The sequence below is a fragment of the Dyadobacter sp. Leaf189 genome (assembly GCF_001424405.1).
Taxonomy (GTDB): Bacteria; Bacteroidota; Bacteroidia; order Cytophagales; family Spirosomataceae; genus Dyadobacter.
On the sequence record NZ_LMPS01000001.1, the window covers coordinates 1,514,559 to 1,534,345 of the forward strand.

At 46.4% G+C, this 19,787-nt stretch carries 18 protein-coding genes; 7 read left to right on the forward strand and 11 right to left on the reverse strand.

Annotation, left to right across the window (positions count from 1 at the left end; all coding sequences use genetic code 11):
* Nucleotides 1-12 precede the first annotated feature (12 nt).
* Complete coding sequence (locus tag ASG33_RS06390; RefSeq protein WP_056281476.1) at nucleotides 13-1,263, forward strand: sugar MFS transporter; 1,251 nt, start codon at nucleotides 13-15, stop codon at nucleotides 1,261-1,263.
* A 69-nt stretch (nucleotides 1,264-1,332) separates the two neighbouring features.
* Here ASG33_RS06390 and ASG33_RS06395 read toward each other — a convergent pair whose 3' ends face one another.
* The gene (locus ASG33_RS06395; protein ID WP_056281478.1) at nucleotides 1,333-3,741 is read right to left on the reverse strand and encodes an endonuclease MutS2; all 2,409 of its coding nucleotides are present in this window, start codon (nucleotides 3,739-3,741) and stop codon (nucleotides 1,333-1,335) included.
* A gap of 169 nt (nucleotides 3,742-3,910) precedes the next feature.
* Entirely contained in the window at nucleotides 3,911-4,429 is a 519-nt protein-coding gene (locus ASG33_RS06400) for a hypothetical protein (RefSeq protein ID WP_056281480.1), read from the reverse strand.
* A 140-nt stretch (nucleotides 4,430-4,569) separates the two neighbouring features.
* Here ASG33_RS06400 and ASG33_RS06405 point away from each other — a divergent pair, with 140 nt between their 5' ends.
* A complete protein-coding gene (locus tag ASG33_RS06405) occupies nucleotides 4,570-4,872 on the forward strand; it encodes an iron-sulfur cluster assembly accessory protein (RefSeq protein ID WP_056281482.1) in 303 nt (100 codons plus the stop codon).
* A gap of 9 nt (nucleotides 4,873-4,881) precedes the next feature.
* On the opposite strand, the gene ASG33_RS06410 is transcribed toward ASG33_RS06405, so the two are convergent.
* On the reverse strand, nucleotides 4,882-5,454 hold the full coding sequence (locus tag ASG33_RS06410; protein ID WP_056281483.1) for an NUMOD4 domain-containing protein: 573 nt from the start codon (nucleotides 5,452-5,454) through the stop codon (nucleotides 4,882-4,884).
* Nucleotides 5,455-5,612: 158 nt separating this feature from the next.
* Between ASG33_RS06410 and ASG33_RS06415 the strand changes: the two genes are divergently transcribed.
* Nucleotides 5,613-5,972 carry a CoA-binding protein gene (locus ASG33_RS06415; RefSeq protein WP_056281485.1) on the forward strand — a complete coding sequence of 120 codons (360 nt, stop codon included), beginning with the start codon at nucleotides 5,613-5,615 and terminating at the stop codon, nucleotides 5,970-5,972.
* A gap of 5 nt (nucleotides 5,973-5,977) precedes the next feature.
* Here the strand turns inward: ASG33_RS06415 and ASG33_RS06420 are convergent, their stop codons facing one another.
* From ASG33_RS06420 to ASG33_RS06440, 5 genes are all read right to left on the reverse strand, one after another.
* On the reverse strand, nucleotides 5,978-6,979 hold the full coding sequence (locus ASG33_RS06420) for a 3-oxoacyl-ACP synthase III family protein (protein ID WP_056281488.1): 1,002 nt from the start codon (nucleotides 6,977-6,979) through the stop codon (nucleotides 5,978-5,980).
* A 36-nt stretch (nucleotides 6,980-7,015) separates the two neighbouring features.
* Nucleotides 7,016-7,720 (reverse strand): CDP-diacylglycerol--serine O-phosphatidyltransferase, encoded by a 705-nt coding sequence (gene pssA / locus ASG33_RS06425; RefSeq protein ID WP_056281490.1) that lies wholly within the window; start codon nucleotides 7,718-7,720, stop codon nucleotides 7,016-7,018.
* 16 nt (nucleotides 7,721-7,736) lie between these two features.
* The gene (locus ASG33_RS06430; protein WP_056281492.1) at nucleotides 7,737-8,375 is read right to left on the reverse strand and encodes an MBL fold metallo-hydrolase; all 639 of its coding nucleotides are present in this window, start codon (nucleotides 8,373-8,375) and stop codon (nucleotides 7,737-7,739) included.
* Nucleotides 8,376-8,520: 145 nt separating this feature from the next.
* Nucleotides 8,521-9,231, reverse strand: coding sequence for a hypothetical protein (locus ASG33_RS06435; RefSeq protein WP_157474592.1), 711 nt, complete (start codon nucleotides 9,229-9,231; stop codon nucleotides 8,521-8,523).
* A gap of 105 nt (nucleotides 9,232-9,336) precedes the next feature.
* Complete coding sequence (locus ASG33_RS06440) at nucleotides 9,337-10,014, reverse strand: SAM-dependent methyltransferase (protein WP_229238576.1); 678 nt, start codon at nucleotides 10,012-10,014, stop codon at nucleotides 9,337-9,339.
* Nucleotides 10,015-10,117: 103 nt separating this feature from the next.
* Between ASG33_RS06440 and ASG33_RS06445 the strand changes: the two genes are divergently transcribed.
* Nucleotides 10,118-10,552, forward strand: a complete 435-nt coding sequence (locus ASG33_RS06445) for a hypothetical protein (protein ID WP_056281499.1) — start codon at nucleotides 10,118-10,120, stop codon at nucleotides 10,550-10,552.
* On the opposite strand, the gene ASG33_RS06450 is transcribed toward ASG33_RS06445, so the two are convergent.
* Entirely contained in the window at nucleotides 10,545-11,321 is a 777-nt protein-coding gene (locus ASG33_RS06450) for an alpha/beta fold hydrolase (protein WP_056281501.1), read from the reverse strand. The two genes, ASG33_RS06445 and ASG33_RS06450, sit on opposite strands and share 8 nt — an antisense overlap.
* Before the next feature lie 347 nt (nucleotides 11,322-11,668).
* Here ASG33_RS06450 and ASG33_RS06455 point away from each other — a divergent pair, with 347 nt between their 5' ends.
* Nucleotides 11,669-15,019, forward strand: coding sequence for a carboxypeptidase regulatory-like domain-containing protein (locus tag ASG33_RS06455; protein ID WP_056281502.1), 3,351 nt, complete (start codon nucleotides 11,669-11,671; stop codon nucleotides 15,017-15,019).
* 55 nt (nucleotides 15,020-15,074) lie between these two features.
* On the opposite strand, the gene ASG33_RS06460 is transcribed toward ASG33_RS06455, so the two are convergent.
* Nucleotides 15,075-15,962 (reverse strand): glycerophosphodiester phosphodiesterase family protein, encoded by an 888-nt coding sequence (locus ASG33_RS06460; RefSeq protein ID WP_056281504.1) that lies wholly within the window; start codon nucleotides 15,960-15,962, stop codon nucleotides 15,075-15,077.
* A gap of 12 nt (nucleotides 15,963-15,974) precedes the next feature.
* Nucleotides 15,975-16,883: a patatin-like phospholipase family protein gene (locus ASG33_RS06465; protein ID WP_056281506.1), complete on the reverse strand. Its 909-nt coding sequence runs from the start codon at nucleotides 16,881-16,883 to the stop codon at nucleotides 15,975-15,977.
* Nucleotides 16,884-17,286: 403 nt separating this feature from the next.
* Here ASG33_RS06465 and ASG33_RS06470 point away from each other — a divergent pair, with 403 nt between their 5' ends.
* Nucleotides 17,287-18,261 carry a polyprenyl synthetase family protein gene (locus ASG33_RS06470; protein ID WP_056281507.1) on the forward strand — a complete coding sequence of 325 codons (975 nt, stop codon included), beginning with the start codon at nucleotides 17,287-17,289 and terminating at the stop codon, nucleotides 18,259-18,261.
* 100 nt (nucleotides 18,262-18,361) lie between these two features.
* Nucleotides 18,362-19,786 (forward strand): leucine-rich repeat domain-containing protein, encoded by a 1,425-nt coding sequence (locus tag ASG33_RS06475; RefSeq protein ID WP_056281510.1) that lies wholly within the window; start codon nucleotides 18,362-18,364, stop codon nucleotides 19,784-19,786.
* Nucleotide 19,787 lies beyond the last annotated feature (1 nt).

A 19,787-nucleotide genomic window follows, 5' to 3' on the forward strand; every position in this document is an offset into this window, starting at 1 on the left:
CCTTTTAGTCTTATGACTCAAACTGTTAACAGCAGCAGGTTATTCAACGCCAGTTGTCTTGCCATCATTACAACGGCCTTTTCATTCAGTATAAGAGCAGGTATCCTCCCGCAATTAGGCACTGAATTTGGCCTTACCGCCGAGCAGTTGGGCTTTATTAACTCCATGTTCTTCTTCGGGTTTCCAATCTCGATGGTCATAGGAGGTATCGTGTACCACACCATCGGACCGAAAATTATCATGCAGGTGGCCGTTGTGGCTCACACGCTTGGTATCCTGCTGACTATCTATGCAGGCGGCTACACAGGTCTTTTGGTGTCTACATTCTTTATCGGGTTTGGAAACGGCTGTACAGAAGCGGCTTGTAACCCGATGATCGCGGATATGTATTCTTCAAACAAGCTGAACAAAATGCTTGGCCGCTTTCACATGTGGTTCCCAGGTGGGATTGTACTCGGAAGTTTGATCTCGAAATTTATGACAGATGCAGGTGCATCATGGCAGACTCAGATCTGGGTATTGATGATCCCAACCGTTATTTACGCATTCCTTTTCCTTGGTCAGGCTTTCCCAAGACCAAAAGTGGAAGGTGTAACTTCACTTGCGAAAAACTTCCAGGCGATGCTTACTCCTTTATATATCTTCATTTTCTGCTGCATGGCACTTACTGCGATCACAGAATTTGGTCCTAACCAGTGGGTTAACGTGGTATTGAGTAACAGTGGAGCAGATCCAATGCTGGTATTGGCATTGACATTCGGTGTGATGACGATCGGCCGACTTTTCACAGGCCCTGTTGTTGATTTGGTTGGACAAACAGGTATTCTGCTTTTCGGAGCGGTTCTGGCAGCTATCGGTATCTACATGTTTAGCACAGTAACCGGCCCGATCGCCTATTTCGCAGCTGTGATTTTCGGACTTGGTGTATGCTTCAACTGGCCAACTGTGATCGGTTTCGTAGCGCAACGCGTTCCATTGAGCGGTGCACTTGGAATGTCCATCATCGGTGGGGTAGGTATGTTGTCTACTTCAATCTTCCAGCCTTTCATTGGTCGCTGGATCGACTCAGCGCATGCTGAATATTCGGCACAAGGTCTTACAGGCCCTGCATTGGAGCTGGCGGCAGGCCAGGCTACATTGTCTACCATGCTTACTTTCCCGATCATCCTCATCGTCGCATTCGCGATACTGTGGTTCTGGGCGGGGAACCCGAGAGCAAGTGCAATGGACGAAAAAGTCGTTGCTGAGCAGCCTCAGTTGTAAGGTCAGCTTAATAGCATGAAAAAAGCGTCAGGCAGTTATCTGCCTGACGCTTTTTTCATGCCGTCTAACCTATTTCAGTTTCACAATGGTAACCCCCGCGCCGCCACGGTCGGGATGTTCGTCCTGCATTCCTTTTACCTGCGAATAGCCCCTCAAATGGTTTCTCACAAGTGTTCTCAGGATTCCGTCGCCTTTTCCATGCACGATCCGCAGCTCATCATAACCGAGCATAATTGCATTGTCCATAAACTGGTCCACAAGCCCCAGCGCTTCTTCTCCGCGTTTGCCGCGCATATCCAGGTTGAAGCTGAAATTGAGCATGCGCTCATTCAAATCAACTCCTTTGGCAGTGGATTTCAGCTTCTTTTCGCCTGTGGCCGCTTTGTAGGTCTTGTTGGAAACCTTTTCGAGACGGTTCAGCTTTACATTCGATTTCAAATCCCCGATCCTGATCTCAGCATCTTTACCTTTTACAGCCAGTACCTCGCCAATAGCAGTCTGCCCGAGAATGCGCACGTAACTTCCCGGCACGATTTCGCCGCCTTCCGGCTCGTATATCTCCTCTGCCGGCGCTGTCTCTTTTACTTCTTCCAGCGCCAGGTTTTTCTTGCCAAAAGTTTCAAGTTCGCTTCGGACGGATTTCGTCTTCTCTTTCTCTGCTTTATTCTCCTTGATTTCCCGAATGGTATTCTCGATCAGCTGATTTGCATCAGTTAGCAGGTTTTTCGCTTTTTGCTTTGCCTCGTTTACAATCTTTTTCTCATTGTTTTCAAGACGTTCTTTCAAAGTAGTATAGTCTGCCAGCTGCTTGGCCAGCTTCCTTTCCTTGATCCCGATTTCAATGTTCTTCTCCGAAAACACTTTGCGTTCAATGTCGAGCTCTTTCAAAAGCTTCTCAAAGTTAACCTGCTGCTTGCCGAGCTTGTCTTTGGCGCGGTTTACCACAGATTCCGGTAGCCCGATCTTCGATGCAATTTCAAATGCAAACGAACTGCCGGGACGGCCAATTTCCAGTTGATAAAGTGGTTCCAGGTGCTCTCCATCAAACCGCATTGCGCCATTCACGAGCCCCTCGGTTTTGTCGGCGAGTACTTTCAGGTTTGTATAATGTGTGTTAATCACGCCATAAGCGCTCGATTTTACGAGGTTTTCCAGGATAGACTCCGCGATTGCGCCGCCCAGTCCCGGCTCGGTACCCGTTCCGAACTCGTCAATGAGGAATAAGGTACGCCGGTTTGCGGTTGTCAGGAAGTAACGCATGTTCGTTAAATGGGAACTGTACGTACTCAGGTCATTTTCCAGCGATTGTTCGTCGCCTATATCAATGAAGATATTTTGGAAAAATCCCATGGATGAACCTTCGTCGACAGGTACCAGCAAGCCGCATTGGAACATATATTGAATAAGTCCCACTGTTTTTAAAGACACAGACTTACCTCCCGCATTCGGTCCCGAAACGATCAGTATCCTTTGCTTCTCACTCAGTTCAATGTTCAGCGGCACTACTTTCTTGCCTTGTTTTTGGAAAGACAAATGCAGCAGCGGGTGACGGGCATTTCGCCAGTCTATAAACTGTTTGTTGGTAAAAGGCGGATTGATCGCGCTCATTTCAGCGGCCAGTTTGGCTTTAGCCCGCAGAAAGTCCATTAACCCGAGAAAACCATAGGCTTTTTGGAGATCCGGAACAAAAGGTCGCAGCTGACTGGTCAGTTCAAGCAATATCCGGTTGACCTCGCGCCGTTCTTCATATTCCAGCTCGCGGATCTCATTATTGGATTCAAAAACGTCCGTAGGTTCAATGAAAACGGTTTGTCCGGTGGCGGATTCATCGTGGATAAATCCCTTCAGCTTCCTTTTATGCTCGGCCGCCACAGGAATAACCATTCTTCCGTTCCGCACCGTAAGTGAAACATCGTCACCGATCCAGCCGCTGCTCCGAGCCGATTTCAGGATTGTATCAAGCTTTTTACGGATTCCTGCCTGCTCCGAAATTAGTCTTTTTCGGATGCGTGACAGTTCGCTGGAAGCAGAATCGCGGATTTGTCCGCGGTCATCAATAATGCGGTCGATAGCGTCAGTGATCGATTTGTCGACTTTGATAGTCCTGGCGTACTCGCCCAAAATAGGGTAGGAGTCGGGCTCCTGGCTTTCAAAGAAGCGCTGACAAAGCTTGATCGTGAGCAATGAAACTTTAAGGTCAGAAAACTCGGCCTGTGTCAGCAACATTCCTTCGATTGCGGCGCGTTTGAGATAAGGTGTCGCGTCTATATAGTTCTGGGAAGGAAAATTCTCTCCGATTTCCAGGATACGCTGCATCTCCGCCGTCTGGCTGACGAGCTTTTCTACCAAAGTAAAATTCTCCGAAAACTTGATCTTTTCCACAAAAGCTTGTCCCAGCGGACTGATACAAGCCTCCTTCAATCGCTCCCGAAGGTTATCAAAACCTAATTTTTGTTCTAGTGTATTGGGGTAAAGCATTATTTGGCTTTCGGCGTTCAGCTTTCGGCTTTCGGCCTTTTTTAGTTAAAGATGGAAGTGGTGGCTTGTGAGTACTTCGGTTTTCGGCAATCGGCTTTCGGCTTTTTGGTTTATTGCTTGCCGGTTTTAATTCGCAGAGCAAAGGTCTGATTGCCGACGGCCGACAGCCCTAAAATATCCCCCTGATCTCCTCTTTCAGCACTTTCAATGCATGTGAGGCTGGCTGTACTTCTTTTTCGATTACGTGTGAAAAGATTTTTTTAGCCAGGTCAGAAGGTGGGGCTTCTGCTGGTACTTCGGTGGCTGCCTGGTTGATAACCGCAACGGTTTCGTTCATTGCATTGGTGATCTGTTCCCAGGCGTGTGTACTCATATATAGCTGCTGCGCCACGTTGTGATTGTATTCATCCCTGATCTCCTGCAAAAGGACCTGCTGCAATTCCAGCGCGCTCATTGCCGAAGGTACCAGTCTCAATAACAAATTACTAGGCGTGATACGTTCAAGAAAGAGGCACATGCGCTCGTAAGCCTGCAATCTCAGGGGAAGGGTGATTTCGACGTTTTTGCTTCTGATATCCAGTTTCTTGTTTTGAAAAATCTTGTCTGCAACTGTCGTGACGGTCATGTAAATGCCGAACGTAACAATCCCACCAAGTAGCAAAAAGGCCAGTATAAGCTGATATTCCATATTCTAATGTTAATTTTCGATCCAAAAACGAATTGCAAAATTAGCGGATTGCCAGAATAAGCGGATATTTATTTAAGGTCGCGAAATGGAACGGGGATCGCCGCTGTTTAGTTTTTATCCGAACGAGTATCTGCATTCAAATGGAAAGTCCGATTCAACTTACAGAAAACGCAAGGCTGGAAATAAAATCTACACTGGAAGCAAACAAGATTCCTGACACCTACGGACTGCGGGTAGGATTGCGCGGCGGCGCGTGCAGCGGCACTTTTCTGCTCGGATTTGACACTGCAACCGAGTTTGACCAGACTTACCTCGTGGAAGGAATCAAGGTAATCATAGACCGCCGCCACCTGATGTACGTGATCGGAGTATCGGTTGATTATGAAGAGGGCGTGAACGGCAGCGGCTATACGGTTTCAGCCAACGAAAGAAACATGAAGTAAGTAAATCAGTTATTCTTCGATTGTTACGTGTTTCCAGTTTTCGCCTGAACGGATCCGGTTAAGCTGCGTATGCGTAATCCCAAATTGCTTCGCAATCATTTTAAGTCGGTTATTGTCATTCTTAAGCAGCTTTTTAATGATACGCACTTTGCTTTCCGTCAACTTGTAATTTTTTGTACGTCTTGGGATCACACGGTTAATGAATGCCGGATTTTCGCGGTTATGCTCAATCATTTCAGCCTTCGTAACCCATTTTAGATTCTCGTAGTAGTTGTTTTGTTTTTCAAAGTCGATGTGTATAACAAAGTTATGCTCTGCATCAGGCTTATCTACAAAGTGCTCAGCTACAAGCTTGTGTACGTATCGATTTATTGTTTTTCCTCCCGCAACCCTGATATTCAGCGATCTGTACCCCTGGATAACTGATCCTTTAATGACCACTCCCTCCTTCGGATTGTTCTGAAAGCTTTTCAGCCTGCCGTAATTAGATACTTCGTAATGAGGAGCGTTCTCGATTTCGTCGAAATTAATTTTTGCCCACTTTTCGTTCCAGAAACTCCGACTTACATTTAACTCATTCATTGTGTTAAGGATATATTATTAGGTTTTTTCAGGTTGCATTTAAATTTGCCGCGTCGGCTTGCTATGCGCTTTGCTGGAAACATTTTTGCAATCTTTTTCTGTTGCTATAAGTGTGCCTTATCAGGTTTACACATTTACATTCATCAAAAACTATAAAAATGAAACGTACGCTCATCATCGGCGCTACCGCCAATCCAACCAGGTACGCATATCTGGCTGCTCAAAAACTCAGGAATTACGGTCACCCGATCTTGTTACTCGGCCGGAGAAAAGGTTCGGCTCTGGGAGAAGAGATACATCTTGAAAAGACAGACTGGGAAGACGTGGATACCGTTACATTGTACATTAACCCGAGCCACCAGCCTGAATATTACGATTATATTGTCTCTTTAAAACCCAAACGCGTCATTTTTAACCCTGGTACTGAGAACCCTGAATTTAAAAACATGTTGTTGGATAAAAATATCATACCAATTGAGGGCTGTACGCTGGTAATGCTATCAATTGGTCAATATTGATTGTATTACCACTTAATTAATGCAGAAGCCCACGTGAACCCGCTTCCGAAAGCAGCCAGACAAATCAGGTCGCCGCTCTTCAACCTGCCTTCCTCCCAGGCTTCCGATAATGCAATGGGAATGGAGGCGGCGGTGGTGTTACCGAAGCGTTGCAGGTTATTCACTACTTGCGATTCGCTCAGTCCCAACTGCTGCCGCACATAGTCGCTGATGCGGATATTAGCCTGGTGAGGTACCAGTAAGTCAAGGTCGCTGTGAGTGAGTCCGTTAGCTTCAAGTGCTTCACCAATTACCTCTCCAAAACGCACAATTGCGTGTTTGAAGACTGCATTTCCATTCATGTAAACATTAAATCCGCCTTCTTCCAGCATTTCGCTGTTCACAGGTCTTCCCGGCCTGCTGCTTCCTGGGTCGCGGACATAAAGTTCTTCTGCAAATCGCCCGTCTGCGTGCAGGTGTGTAGATAATATACAATGTTGGGGATCGTCGGTTGCCGATACGACGGCCGCACCTGCGCCATCACCAAAAATCACCGCAGTATTGCGCCCGGCGGTACTTTTATCTATCCACGAAGACTGGATTTCCGAACCTACCACCAAAGCATTCCTGTACATTCCCGATTTGATAAACTGGTCGGCGATAGAAAGCGCATATACAAATCCCGAGCATTGTTCACGAATATCAATGACGGGCTTTCCGTCCATTTTGAGCTCTCGCTGCATTAAAAATGCGGAGCCGGGGAAAAAATAGTCGGGGGTAATAGTTGCGTAAACGATTACGTCAATCTCATCAGCGCTCATGCCAGCGCGTTCCAGCGCCTGGCGGGAAGCAGCGGCGGCCATGCTGTAATTCGTGTCTTTGCCATATTCAAAGTAACGGCGCTCGCGAATGCCGGTACGTTCCTGGATCCATTCATCGGATGTTTCCATCCATTGTGTCAGATCATTATTGGTCACGATGTTTTCAGGAACGTAGTAACCCAAACCTGTAATGCGCGAGAATTTCATATTTGTATTTTGAACAACAAGTTGTCAATGATTTAGTCAGGCCTTTTGTCTTCTCAGATTCTCTGCCAGCGATAATCCGATATAAAGGACGAGTATCAATGGTATTGCAAGGAATTTTAAAGTAACAAGAAGCACGATCGAACTAACTATTAAAAGAAACCGTGCCTCGTTTCCTTTCCAACCGAAATGTTTGAATTTTAATGCAATCAATGGCAGCTCCATTACCAGCAGGTACGACATTACTACTGTAAGGATCAGGAGATTGGTTGTGTTGATGATGATATCTTTCCAGAATTCACTTTCGAACTGAACTATGAATGGCAGCGCGGCGATCAGCATGGCATTGGCCGGGGTAGGTAAGCCAATGAAGGTATCCGATTGCCTGGTGTCGTTATTGAATTTGGCTAAACGCAATGCCGAGAAAATCGCAATGATAAATGCGGGATAAGCCTTCCAGATCCCCATCAGGTCGGGAATGCTTTGCATTAACAATTGGTAAACGATGATAGAGGGCAGTAGTCCGAAAGTGACCATATCTGCCAGCGAATCGAGGTCTTTTCCTATGGCGGAACTCACTTTCAGCAGTCGCGCCAGAAAGCCATCAAAAAAGTCAAAAATCAGCGCCACGCCGACGAGGATGCAGGAGATCAGCAGGTTATTATGAAATGCTTCCACCACGCCAACGCAGCCACAAAGAAGGTTTCCGCAAGTGAGTGCATTGGGTATGTTTCGCCTGATCATGATATCGTCGGGTTTCTTATCTGAAAAATGGATTGTTCTTTTTCTCAAAACCAACCGTGGTTGCATCCATGTGGCCTGCATAAACGGTATAGTCTTCCGGTAATGTGAAGATTTTGGTACGGATGCTTTCCAGCAATGCGGCGTGGTTCCCGCCTGGTAAGTCTGTGCGGCCGATACTGAGCCGGAAGAGCACGTCGCCGCCGATTACAAAACGGTCTTCGTGACTTACAAATGCAATGTGGCCCGGCGCATGTCCCGGCACAAAAATGATTTCGAGACTGCTGTTACCAAAGCTGAATACTTCTCCTTCTTTGAGGTAACCGTCAAGTTCCGGTTCTTCGAATTTGTAAAAGCCGTAATTGGAAGCGTAAGTTTTCACGGCTTTCAGCAGCGATTCGTCGAGCTGGTGCAGTGAAAATGGAATGTTGTATTTCCGTTTCAATGCAGCTACGCCCAGTACGTGGTCAATGTGTGCGTGGGTGTTAATAATATGTACCGGTTTGAGGTTGCTGGCCTCTATAAAACCGGCCAGCTCCTCCACTTCCGACTGTTCATAACAACCCGGATCTATGATAACGGACTCGCCGGTTTCATCATAAAGCAGGTAAGTATTCTCGGAAAATGGGTTGAATGTAAAATCTTTTACGCGAATCATTAAAGTCAGATTTACTGCATTTGACGCAGGGGCGAAGTTACAAAAGACTTTGTAAACAGCCCCGCGGCGTTGACGTAATAAGACCTAAAAGAAAAATGCCACAATGCAAGACCCTCGCATTGTGGCATTTTGGTGCTTTGCTTAATTAATCCGCCTTTACTTCCTGCAAAGTGGCTATAATGCGGTTGTAGTACAATCTGGTAGTTCCCTCGTAGCCCGAATCCGTACCAACGAAAAGCCAGATCTCTCCATTTGGATTGGCTTTGACGATGAACGGTTTGTCTGCATTCGACTTGTCGATGAGCGTGTATTTCACTTGATCTGTTCCATTTGCCACATCTCCCAGCACCAACACATCCGCACCTCCCTGCGACTGCTGCCCTTTATCCAGGTTAAACTCGTACTCGGTACCTTTCAGGATGGTCCTCGGTTCTGTACCGGATGCGCCTACCTTTACATAAACCGAATTGGCGGGCGACCCCCCGATTCCTACACTGCCGTTTGCTGCATTGGTTCCCAGGTTGATATCAAAGACAGTCTCGTAAGTTTTACCCGGAACAAGGCCGGTTACCTTTTTCTTTAGGTACATAAAAACATCGTCGCTGCGGTTTGTGCTTTGAATCATAAAAGCTTGCTGAGAGCTATCGAGTCCCTTCGGTAAGGAGGTTACACCGGCAGCTAATTTCAAGATCGAAGTGTCAGTTTTGGTGGAATAATCGGAGAATTCAGCCACCCAGCCTTCCTCTCCTGTCTCAAAATTGGAATTCACTGTTGTAATTGCATCCAAACCGTCATCATTGCAGGCAGCCATCGCCAATGTGAAAAGTACACCTGCTGCTGCGATCCATTTTTTCATGGTACAAACTATTTTATTGATAAGGTAAATAATGCGTTGTTTCTTCCAAGAGGCAAATTCCGGCTGCAAGGTTGGAAACGGCACTGCTTTAAAATGGCTTTACACTTACCCGATTGAAAATATAACGGGCCGCTTGTGCAGGTCAGGTTTATTCGATTTCCAGTTCCTGACGGGCATTGTTTTCAAAAATTCGGTAGCTGCAGTGATGTCGGCTGCGATGCTGAGCATTGTATCCGGCTGGCAGGTTTCCAGCAGTGTGTCAAGCAACTGGTTATTCCTGAAAGGAGTTTCCATAAACAGCTGCGTCTGCTGTCGCTGCCGGCTTTCCCTTTCCAGCGTTTGTATCATTTTCTTACGCTGTACCTTGTCGATCGGCAGGTAACCATGAAATGCGAACGATTGTCCGCTCAGCCCCGAGGCCATAAGCGCCAGCAAAATGGAAGACGGACCTACCAGCGGCACCACCTGAATGCCCAGCTGATGTGCAAGATTCACCGCAACGGCACCGGGATCAGCAATACCGGGGCAGCCTGCTTCGGATATTACACCCGCATCGCGGGTCAGCCTTTTCAATGCATCATAAGTTTCGGCCTCAGGAGTGTCTTTGTTCAGTTCGATAAATGTGAGCTCGTCAATCACTTTCCCGAGTCGCAGACTGCTGATGAAGCGCCTGGCGGTACGCACATTCTCCACAAAAAAAATATCCAGCGATTCAATAGCCGAAATCACCCCCGGACTGAGTACCTGATCTTGTGTATCATCAGCCAGGACGGTGGGTATCATGAAAAGCTTTAAGGCAGTTTTATGCATTGAAATTGTAGTTATTGCTTGTTTCCAACCAATCCGGGGCTATTTGCATCCTAAGGTTTATACAAACTTAATCACTATGAAAAGGCTTTTATACTTCACACTATTTCTTACGGTTCTTATTTCCTGTAAAAAAGACAGCATGGACGCGGCCATGAATGGAATTGCTGTTGCAAGCCCGATCGCCGGTAAGTGGCGCCTGAGCCAGATTGAACGCGCTTCTGTAGACAACAGGAACGAATGGGAATACGTTGCTGCTTCTCAGATCGATACCATTGGTTTTCGTGAAGATGGGGTTGTTCTGCAAGCCGACGGCCTCCCGATGTGCTGTGCGCCCAAATCCCTTATTATTAATGGCGTGTTGATGGATATCAAGCCTCAATATCCGATTCCTGCAAACGGACTTTGCGCAACTGTCAACTGTGTTTATTGTCCGGTATGGGAAATCACAGTTACCAACAACGAACTGATCGTATCTTCCTGCCTCAAACAACGCCGGAAATACATCAGATAGCCTCGTCGAAAAAGCCTGTAACAGCTGCAACGAATTCTTTCGGTTTTTCTGCCTGCACCCAATGGCCAGCGTCTGCAATGGTTTCAAACCTGGCATCGGGAAACATTTCCTGTATTTCCGCAAAATCCTCGTCTTTAATATAATTAGACTTTTCGCCACGTATAAAGAGCACTGGGCCAGGAATGGGTGTCTCGTATGTGATCTCCTGACCTACATTGGCCATATCCGTTGTGAGCAGCGGCAGGTTAAAACGCCACGCAAAGCCGCCTTCATCCTTTCTGTACAGGTTTTTGAGTAAAAACTGGCGCACTGCCAGTATCGGCTCATATTCCCTTAACAGCTCATCAGCCTCGTTCCGGCTTTCTATCTTATCAAGGGGAATCGCATTCAAGCCTTCCAATATCCTGGCGTGGTGAATAGGGTAACCTTTCGGGCCGATATCAACCACAACCAGCGCCTCGTAAGTGCCCGGGTAGGTTACGGCATATTGCATCACCGTTTTGCCGCCCATTGAATGTCCGATCAGGATTGGGTTCTCTAAATGATGTTCTGCTATAAATTCCTTTAAGTCTGCTGCGAAAGTGTGAAAGTCAAGCGGTCCCGCGTGTGGGGAGCGGCCGTGATTTCGCTGATCGACCAGGTATACGCGGTATCCCAGCTCCGCAATCGTCTTGCTGATTCCGGACCAGTTATCGAGCAGGCCGAAAACGCCGTGAAGTATAATGACCGGCTTGCCGTGTTTACCTACCTGTTTAAAATTGAGCTGCATGATATGAGTTGAATGAAATTTAATAATACGATAATATTGGAATTTTTGCCCGCAGGCGCCTCCATTTAAAAAAGTTTTAAAATTACCGAAACCGGTAAATAATCGGCTGAATACGGTAATGCTGCTGATAAAGGATTTTTAACGATTTGATAACTTGTAAAATATTGAAGTATTGGTACACTATTCTGCATTATTCCAATAGATCAGTTAGTTACGTATATTAGTATTGTATTTTAGTAGGATTAACGTTTTTGTTTCTAAAATAAAAATCTTATTATTTTGCGGTAAATGATCACTCATCGCTATCGATGATGCCCCCATTTATACAAACCAAATCACCAACTTTTATGAACGGGAAAAGTTTACTTTTCAAGGCAGCGTGTTGTGCGCTGGTTACTCTTCTATTAACCATTTTCGGGCCGGATGTTTCTGCCCAGGTAACTTCATCAGCAATCACCGGCCGGGTTACAGACACAAAAGGTGACGCGCTTCCAGGTGCAACCGTTGTGGCGATTCACACGCCTTCCGGTACAAGGTACGGATCTGTTACTAACGAACAGGGTCTGTACACGATTCCGGCAGTTCGGGTAGGCGGGCCTTACTCAGTGACTGTCTCGTTCGTCGGCTTCAGCGACAAATCTCAGGAAAATATCTTCGCAAACCTGGGAACAGCGGCAAATGTTAACTTCGATCTGCAGGACGGCTCTACAGACCTGAACGAAGTAGTTGTGACAGGAGCAGGAAGTGACATTTTCAGTTCTGATCGTACTGGTGCAGCTACAACCTTTAACAAAGGATTGCTGGGCAGCCTGCCTACTTTGGGAAGAACGCTGAATGACATTACCAAATACATTGCTTACGGCAATGGCCGCTCATTCGGTGGGCAGGACAGCCGTTATAATAACTTCACCATTGACGGATCGGTTTTCAACAACGGTTTTGGATTGGGTAACGAGGCAGCAGCAGGTGGCCGGACAGGTTCTTCTGCAATCTCGCTGGACGCGATCGAAGAGGTTCAGATCAACATCGCGCCTTTTGACATTCGCCAGTCAGGTTTTGCGGGTGCAGGTATCAATGCGGTAACCCGCTCGGGAACAAACGAATTTTCAGGATCGGTTTTCCATTTCTTCAAAAACAAAAGTCTTGCAGGTGATAAGACTTACGGAAGCAAGATCAATGTAACTGAGTTCAATGAAAAAACGACCGGTTTCCGTTTTGGCGGCCCGATCATTAAAAACAAACTTTTCTTCTTTGTAAACGGGGAGTTTGTAAAACGTTCGAGTCCTGCATTGGATTTCGTTTTAAACCGCGGTCAGTCGGGTGACAACGTGTCCCGTACTACTGCTGCCGATCTGGAAGATCTGGGTGCTTTCATGAGAGATAAGTTCCAGTATGATATCGGTGCGATTGACGGTTTTAATAACGAGAACAAGAGTAACAAGTTTCTTGCCCGCATTGACTACAACATCAGCGACGCGCACAAACTGACAGTTCGTTACTCACACCACGATTCTGATTCTGACGTGTTGATCAGCCAGAGCAACAGTAGTAACACAGCTGGTTTCGGTAACCGTACCAACTCACTTTCTGCTATTTCTCCTCAGAATACAGGCTACATTATCCAGGATAATACACGTTCTTTTGTAGCTGAACTGAACTCGAACTTCGGTGGGAAATTTGCAAATAACCTGATCGGTACATTCAACAAGCAGATCGAGGACAGAAAGTATAAAGCGCCGATTTTCCCGACTATTGAAATCCAGAAAGACGGATCTACTTACACTACAATTGGTTCTGATCCATTTACACCAAACAACAAACTGGATTACTCCACGCTGAACATTACAGACAACCTGACTTATTTTGCAGGAAAGCACACGCTTACAGCCGGCGCTTCTTACGAGTATTTCAAGTCGAATAACCTGTTCTTCCCGACTTCAAACGGAGTTTATGTTTTCAGGTCTATCGCGGATTTCAAAAATGCGGCTAACGCATACCTGGCTAACCCGAATCTGACTGTTGCACCGGATACATTGGTTCGTTTCAACTATCGTTATTCATTGCTTCCAGGCGGCGCTGCACCTTGGCAGGAGTTCAAAACGCAAACGATCAGTTTGTATGTTCAGGATGAATACCAGGTTACGCCTAACTTGAAAGTGACGGCAGGTCTTCGTGGCGATTATATCACAATCCCGAACACTTCAAAGCAATATTACAATGCAGAAGTAGCAGGTATCGAATTCAAGGATCCTGCTGGCGAGCCTTACAATGTTAACACGGGTAATGTTCCAAAAGCACGCATTTACCTGTCTCCACGTATCGGTTTCAACTGGGACGTAAAAGGAAATCGTACCACCCAGGTTCGCGGTGGAACAGGTCTGTTCCTGTCCAGAATTCCTTACGTTTTGATTTCAAACCAATTGGGTAACAATGGTGTGAACTCTGCGACAGTTGCCGGAAACAACACGACAGCTTATCCATTTACATTGGATCCGTCACGTTACAACCCGACAACATCGGCTCCTTTGCGTGGCTACCAGGTGAATGCATCTGACGAAAACCTGAAATTCCCTCAGGTTTGGAAAAGCAACATCGGTATCGATCAGCAACTGGGCTGGGGTGTTGTAGCGACTGTGGAAGGTATTTTTAACAAAAACTACAATGCACTCCGCTATATTGACGTGAACCTGAAAGCGCCTACTGCACAGTTTGCAGGTGTTGATAACCGCGACCGCTTCCCGGCTTCTGGCTTGTCTGGCAATGCAGTTAACCCTGCCCGCCTCGTGAACACGACGGTTTCAAACGTGTACGTTTTGACCAACACCAACAAAGGTTATTCTTACTCGATCACTGGTAAACTTGAAAAAGCAGCAACACGCGGCTTCGGTGGAATGATCGGTTATACTTACGGACAAGCGAAAGACATTGCTTCGGTATCCAGTACAGTGGAAGGTAACGTACCGGGTATTAATGGCTTGAACTACCTGGATCTTGCATGGTCGGGTAACGATTTGCGTCACCGTTTTGTAGGATATGTAAGCTACCGTAAAGAGTATGGTGGTAAATTCGGCGGCGCTACCATGTTTACATTGGGTGGTGTTTCTAACAGTGGCACGAAGCTTTCTTACATCAGTTCAACGGATTTGAATGGTGACGGTCAGAACAATGACTTGCTTTATGTTCCAAACAGTGCTTCGGAAATCAGATTCTCTACGCTGACTACAACTGTTAACGGGAAAACTTACACATTCTCGCCTGAGCAGCAAGCACAAGCTTTCCAGCAATATGTTGACAATCACCCATATTTGTCAAAAAGAAAAGGACAATACACAGAGCGTAATGGCGGTGCTTATCCTTGGCTGACTAGATTTGACTTCACAGTTGAGCAGGATTTCTTCGTGAAAGTAGGAGCGAAAAACAAGAAGAACATCATTCGCCTGAGAGCTGATATTTTCAATGTCGGTAACCTGATTAACAACAAATGGGGTGTAGGAAACCAGGTGACTGTTTCTTCAAACAGCACACAATCCAACCCGCTTAACTTCGCCAGTGTTTCAGCAGACGGAGTTCCTTCTTACAGAATGGGAACGCAGGTTGTAAATGGCGAGACTGTCCTGGTTCGCGACGCTTTCGTGAAAGGTCGTACGATCAATGACGTTTGGCAGGCACAGGTTGGTATCCGTTATATCTTCAACTAAGCAGAAATCTGCTGGTTAGCAAGCGAGCCCGGTCATTTGGCCGGGCTCTTTGTTTTTATTCCTTTTTGTAAAATATACTTTGTACCAGCACCGGATTGTCGGTGCAGATGATATCCGGCCCGCCACTCTCCCAGAGCTTCTGGTACATTGGCCGCGACGCGCTTGCCTGGAGTGTATCTATATTGCCATTGGTACCCAGCGACGATACGACATTCAGGTTATGTATTTTGTCGTAAAATGGCTTATCCTGCAAATCCCGCGGGGTTAATGCAACCAGCTTTTCCATCGGCAAGCCTGATCTGGTGACTGCTTCAATGTGATCATTACTGTTAAATCCGACAGCCAGCATCATATCCGGCGCAAGCTGGTGCGCTTGTTTTGCCTCTGCCAGCGAGTAGCAAATCAGCACCGACTTATTTGCATTACCTGTCGCTTTCAGCATTTCAATGGTTTTGGGTAAACTGGTTTCCGGCTTTTTATCGACAATCAGTACCAGGTTTTTGTCTTTGCTCCAATCCAGCACGTGCTGTAATGTAGGTATACCATGCTCCGTGATGGTACCCTGGCTGTCTTTCAATTTCAATTTGCTTACCTCTTTCCATTTCTTCTTATCCAGCAGCCCTTTTCCATTGGTGCGGGTTTCGAGTTCGTTATCATGTGAAATGACGAGGAGGCTATCTGCCGTCATTCTTACATCAAATTCAAGTAAAACGCAGGGGACCTGCTTGTAGGTCCTTTCAAAAGTGGCCAGACTATTGCCTGGGAAACCGTCTTCGGTACCGCCCTGGTGCGCCATGATCATGGGAGTGGTGCGGCCGGAGGGTTTCAGGTAGCTTTGCAGCGCGTTAGGGGTGTCAAACTTGCATTCGCCTGTTTGTGCATAACTATACATCGGAATGGCGCCTAGCAGCATTGCAATTCCGTTTTTGACTATTGAGTTCATGAGATTGGAAGTTTAGTCCGCTACGTTGTCCGTCTTCAAAATCGATTCCATCCCTGTCCGGTAGCCTTCTATAATCAGCCTCGAAATATCGTCTGACGTAAAATGCTGTAAGTCCAGGAACAGTGGGGCGATAGGGCGTATTACAGTGAGCTTCATCTGCTTTCCTCTTAGTATAGACCGGTCAACATACGATTCGGCCCAAAGAATATTACTGTTAACAATTTGGTTGACAGTGATATCTCGAACGCGTTCGATCAATGTAATGAGGTTTCGTGCATTGATTCCTTCGGGTTGGTATAGCAGAGGGGAGTGGCAGGCAATGAGCACGATTTCGGTGGCGCCATCTTCAATAGCCTGGCGAATGGGCGCTACTTCGCGCATTCCGCCGTCCAGGTAAAGTTGCTGCTCTATTTCCACGGCAGGCATCAACATGGGAATGGAAGAACTCGCAAATACGAAATCCACATAATGCGGGTCCGTTGTCGAAACATACCTGATCTCGCCGGAGCTGACATTCACAGCACCTACTTTGACTTTAACAGGGGTGTTTGCCAGATAGTCGTTTTTAATGTTTTTGCGGATCAGGTTGTGCAGGGGTACCGGGTCGACGATTCCGTCAAACCGGCTCATTAATGTATTCATTCCGAGCATTACGCGGGAGCGCAGCATAGATATATCCTGCGGCGCAGTGATGTTTTTGATCCAGAATTCAAGCAGGCGACGACCGGCGACCTGCCAGTTAACCTCATTCTTTTCAATAAGCTGTTTGCCTGCCTCATTGGCCAGAAAGGTTGTATTTAATGCGCCTACCGAAATGCCGTAAATCATTTCAGGTTCGAACCCATTTTCGAGTACCGCCTGGATCACGCCAACCTGAAAAGCGCCCTTCATAGATCCGCCCCCAAGGACAAGTGCTTTCATTTATTTAATGAGTTAATGGGTTTATGAGTTAATGAGTTGATGAGTTAATGAGTTGATGAGTTAATGAGTTAATGAGTGAATGAGTGAATGCTGTGGAACCAAGATACAAGCTTTGTCACCCTGAGCGCAGTCGAAGGGAGGAGCGACAACGCAATCCCTTCGACCGCCCGGCGGCGCGGTCCGCTCAGGGTGACAAGATTTCCCTTCCTCCCTTTTCTCCTTCGTCCCTTTCCTCCTTCCCTTCCAATTCTAAACATTTTCAATATTAAATTGATATAAACAGAAGATTTTATTCCAAATTTGAAGATTAGTGTTCAGGAACATCTTTGGTGTTCACAGGATCGGAATCCTGGCCTGGACTACCTCTTAATATCCAGAGGGACGATGTCCCTTTTACATGCATATGACCCTTTCAATAAAGGAAATTCAAGTTCCTATTGCAGATGAAATGAAGGCTTTCGAGCAGAAATTTCGTCAATTTATGAAGAGCGATGTAATGCTTCTTGATCAGATCATGAACTACATTGTAAGGCGTAAAGGCAAGCAACTACGTCCGATGTTCGTCTTTCTTTCCGCTGGGGTCTGCGGTACTATTTCAGAATCAACATACAGGGGCGGCGCTTTGATTGAGCTTTTGCATACAGCCACACTCGTGCACGACGATGTTGTGGATGATTCCAATTATCGCCGTGGCTTTTTCTCGGTCAATGCATTATGGAAGAATAAAATTGCGGTGCTGGTAGGGGATTACCTGCTTTCCCGCGGACTGCTTTTGTCAGTCGATCATGAAGAATTCTCCTTGCTCAAAATCGTTTCCACAGCAGTCCGTGAGCTGAGTGAAGGCGAGCTGCTGCAGATAGAGAAAGCGCGCCGGCTTGATATCGACGAAGAAGTATATTACCAGATCATCCGTCAGAAAACAGCCTCACTGATCGCTTCCTGCTGTGCAGTGGGCGCGAGCTCGGTGGGTGCGACCGAAGAGATCGTTAGACGAATGCACGCATTCGGAGAGAAAGTTGGAATGGCATTTCAGATCAAAGACGACCTTTTCGACTATGGCGAAGAAGAAATCGGAAAGCCGCTTGGCATTGATATTAAAGAAAAGAAAATGACCCTGCCGCTGATTTATGCCCTCAACAAAGCATCCTGGCTGGAAAAAAGAAGGGTAATTAACATCATCAGAAATGAAAGCCACAAACCAGGCAAGGTGAAGGAGGTCATTGATTTCGTAAAAAGCTCCGGCGGACTGCGCTATGCTCAGGAAGTAATGCAGCGGTACGTTGAAGAAGCACATGCGATTCTCATGCAATTCGCAGATTCCCCCCACAGAAGATCTCTGGAACAGCTGGTACAATTCACGATAGAGCGGAGCAAGTAAAAGTCCTATAGAAAGGCAGCAAAATTTAATATATAAGTAAGTGTAATAATATGACTAAGGATTTAGTTATATTCGTGTACTCACCTTAACGCTGCCGCTTATGAAAACTTTTCTGCTGTGTCTGCTCTTATCCTGCGGACAATTTTCAATCGCCCAATCAGTTGTGCTCTATCAGAATGAAAATAAAGGCGGAGCACCAGTTCCTCCTGATCTGGATAAGAAGTACGGGAGCCAACCCACCAACAATTTCGAAACGCCTTACAGCATTCAGAAACGCTTTCAAAATGCCTTTCAAAGGATACTCGGCAGCGAAATGCGTCAAAACCTGAGTATAAGGGCAACGTTATACCTCAACGAACAAGGCAAAGCTGACTACCTGTTTTTCAGTCTCGCCAACCCTTTCTACCCTACTACGGGGCAGACTGCGAAACCCGAGTCACTGAATCTGGATTCATTATCCAAAGTTGTGCAAATCGGTATCCAGCCTTTTGCAGATAGTCTGATATCGAGACGAACGATAGGCCGAAAGGCGGTGATAGGGATGTACGCTGCGCTTAACTTTTCAAATCTGCCTGCTGGCGTTCCCCACGCTGTTAAGGATAGCGTCATCAGAACACTCGCGGAAGCCGTTGAAACCCGCGATACCATGAGAGTAAAAGAACTTTCGTTAAGCCGGGCGCTGCTTACCTCCGTTCCTGACGTAATCTACCGCTTCCCCAACCTGGAAAGACTTTTTCTCGCTGACAATGATATTGAAAATGCAAGTATAGATCTGTCCAGGCTACCGAAACTGCAGCAATTGGATTTAAGTGGCAACATACTTAAAACTAACGCGATCAGCCTTCCAAAGAACAAAACCCTGCATTCTCTGAATCTGCTTAAAAATCAAATGGACGATATTCCGCCTGTTGCCAAGAGTTGTAAAAAGCTTCAAACCCTCTGGCTGGGCAGCAATCAAATCACCGCATTGAAGAACAGCAGTTTCAGAAGGGTAAGGCGCCTCAGGGACCTTAATCTTTATAAGGCTGAATTAACTTCGGTCCCAAAAGGCATCAGTAAAATGAAGAGACTGGAAGTGCTCGATTTATATTATAATCAACTTGAAGTGCTGCCCAAGTCTATTTGCAAACTTAAAAGACTGACGCACCTGGCAATTTCTCATAACCAGATCAGCGCGCTTCCGGAGAAAATATACAAGCTGAAAAATGTGCATACCTTATACGCGCACCACAACCACCTCAGCAAACTGCCGGAGCGCATTGTACAAATGCAGAACCTGAAAATACTCGATCTGGGTTATAACTGGCTCACTCAATTCCCAAATGAACTGGTGGCTTTTACAAACTTGCAGGAGTTGGATTTATCAGCCAATAACTTCCCCGAATTCCCTCAGCAATTGCTTCAAATCAAGAAGCTGGATAAGCTTTATTTGCGTGGTAACCCTTTCCTGGGAGAGGATAGGGAAACCAGATATAACCGGCAGTTCAGCTTGTTGAAGGATAGAAATATCGAGGTTTTCTATTGAT

Excerpts from the sequence above, each read along its gene's own strand:
- ASG33_RS06390 (WP_056281476.1), top strand. The coding sequence starts at position 13 with ATGACTCAAACTGTTAACAGCAGCAGGTTATTCAACGCCAGTTGTCTT.
- ASG33_RS06395 (WP_056281478.1), bottom strand. The coding sequence starts at position 3,741 with ATGCTTTACCCCAATACACTAGAACAAAAATTAGGTTTTGATAACCTT.
- ASG33_RS06400 (WP_056281480.1), bottom strand. The coding sequence starts at position 4,429 with ATGGAATATCAGCTTATACTGGCCTTTTTGCTACTTGGTGGGATTGTT.
- ASG33_RS06405 (WP_056281482.1), top strand. The coding sequence starts at position 4,570 with ATGGAAAGTCCGATTCAACTTACAGAAAACGCAAGGCTGGAAATAAAA.
- ASG33_RS06410 (WP_056281483.1), bottom strand. The coding sequence starts at position 5,454 with ATGAATGAGTTAAATGTAAGTCGGAGTTTCTGGAACGAAAAGTGGGCA.
- ASG33_RS06415 (WP_056281485.1), top strand. The coding sequence starts at position 5,613 with ATGAAACGTACGCTCATCATCGGCGCTACCGCCAATCCAACCAGGTAC.
- ASG33_RS06420 (WP_056281488.1), bottom strand. The coding sequence starts at position 6,979 with ATGAAATTCTCGCGCATTACAGGTTTGGGTTACTACGTTCCTGAAAAC.
- pssA (WP_056281490.1), bottom strand. The coding sequence starts at position 7,720 with ATGATCAGGCGAAACATACCCAATGCACTCACTTGCGGAAACCTTCTT.
- ASG33_RS06430 (WP_056281492.1), bottom strand. The coding sequence starts at position 8,375 with ATGATTCGCGTAAAAGATTTTACATTCAACCCATTTTCCGAGAATACT.
- ASG33_RS06435 (WP_157474592.1), bottom strand. The coding sequence starts at position 9,231 with ATGAAAAAATGGATCGCAGCAGCAGGTGTACTTTTCACATTGGCGATG.
- ASG33_RS06440 (WP_229238576.1), bottom strand. The coding sequence starts at position 10,014 with ATGATACCCACCGTCCTGGCTGATGATACACAAGATCAGGTACTCAGT.
- ASG33_RS06445 (WP_056281499.1), top strand. The coding sequence starts at position 10,118 with ATGAAAAGGCTTTTATACTTCACACTATTTCTTACGGTTCTTATTTCC.
- ASG33_RS06450 (WP_056281501.1), bottom strand. The coding sequence starts at position 11,321 with ATGCAGCTCAATTTTAAACAGGTAGGTAAACACGGCAAGCCGGTCATT.
- ASG33_RS06455 (WP_056281502.1), top strand. The coding sequence starts at position 11,669 with ATGAACGGGAAAAGTTTACTTTTCAAGGCAGCGTGTTGTGCGCTGGTT.
- ASG33_RS06460 (WP_056281504.1), bottom strand. The coding sequence starts at position 15,962 with ATGAACTCAATAGTCAAAAACGGAATTGCAATGCTGCTAGGCGCCATT.
- ASG33_RS06465 (WP_056281506.1), bottom strand. The coding sequence starts at position 16,883 with ATGAAAGCACTTGTCCTTGGGGGCGGATCTATGAAGGGCGCTTTTCAG.
- ASG33_RS06470 (WP_056281507.1), top strand. The coding sequence starts at position 17,287 with ATGACCCTTTCAATAAAGGAAATTCAAGTTCCTATTGCAGATGAAATG.
- ASG33_RS06475 (WP_056281510.1), top strand. The coding sequence starts at position 18,362 with ATGAAAACTTTTCTGCTGTGTCTGCTCTTATCCTGCGGACAATTTTCA.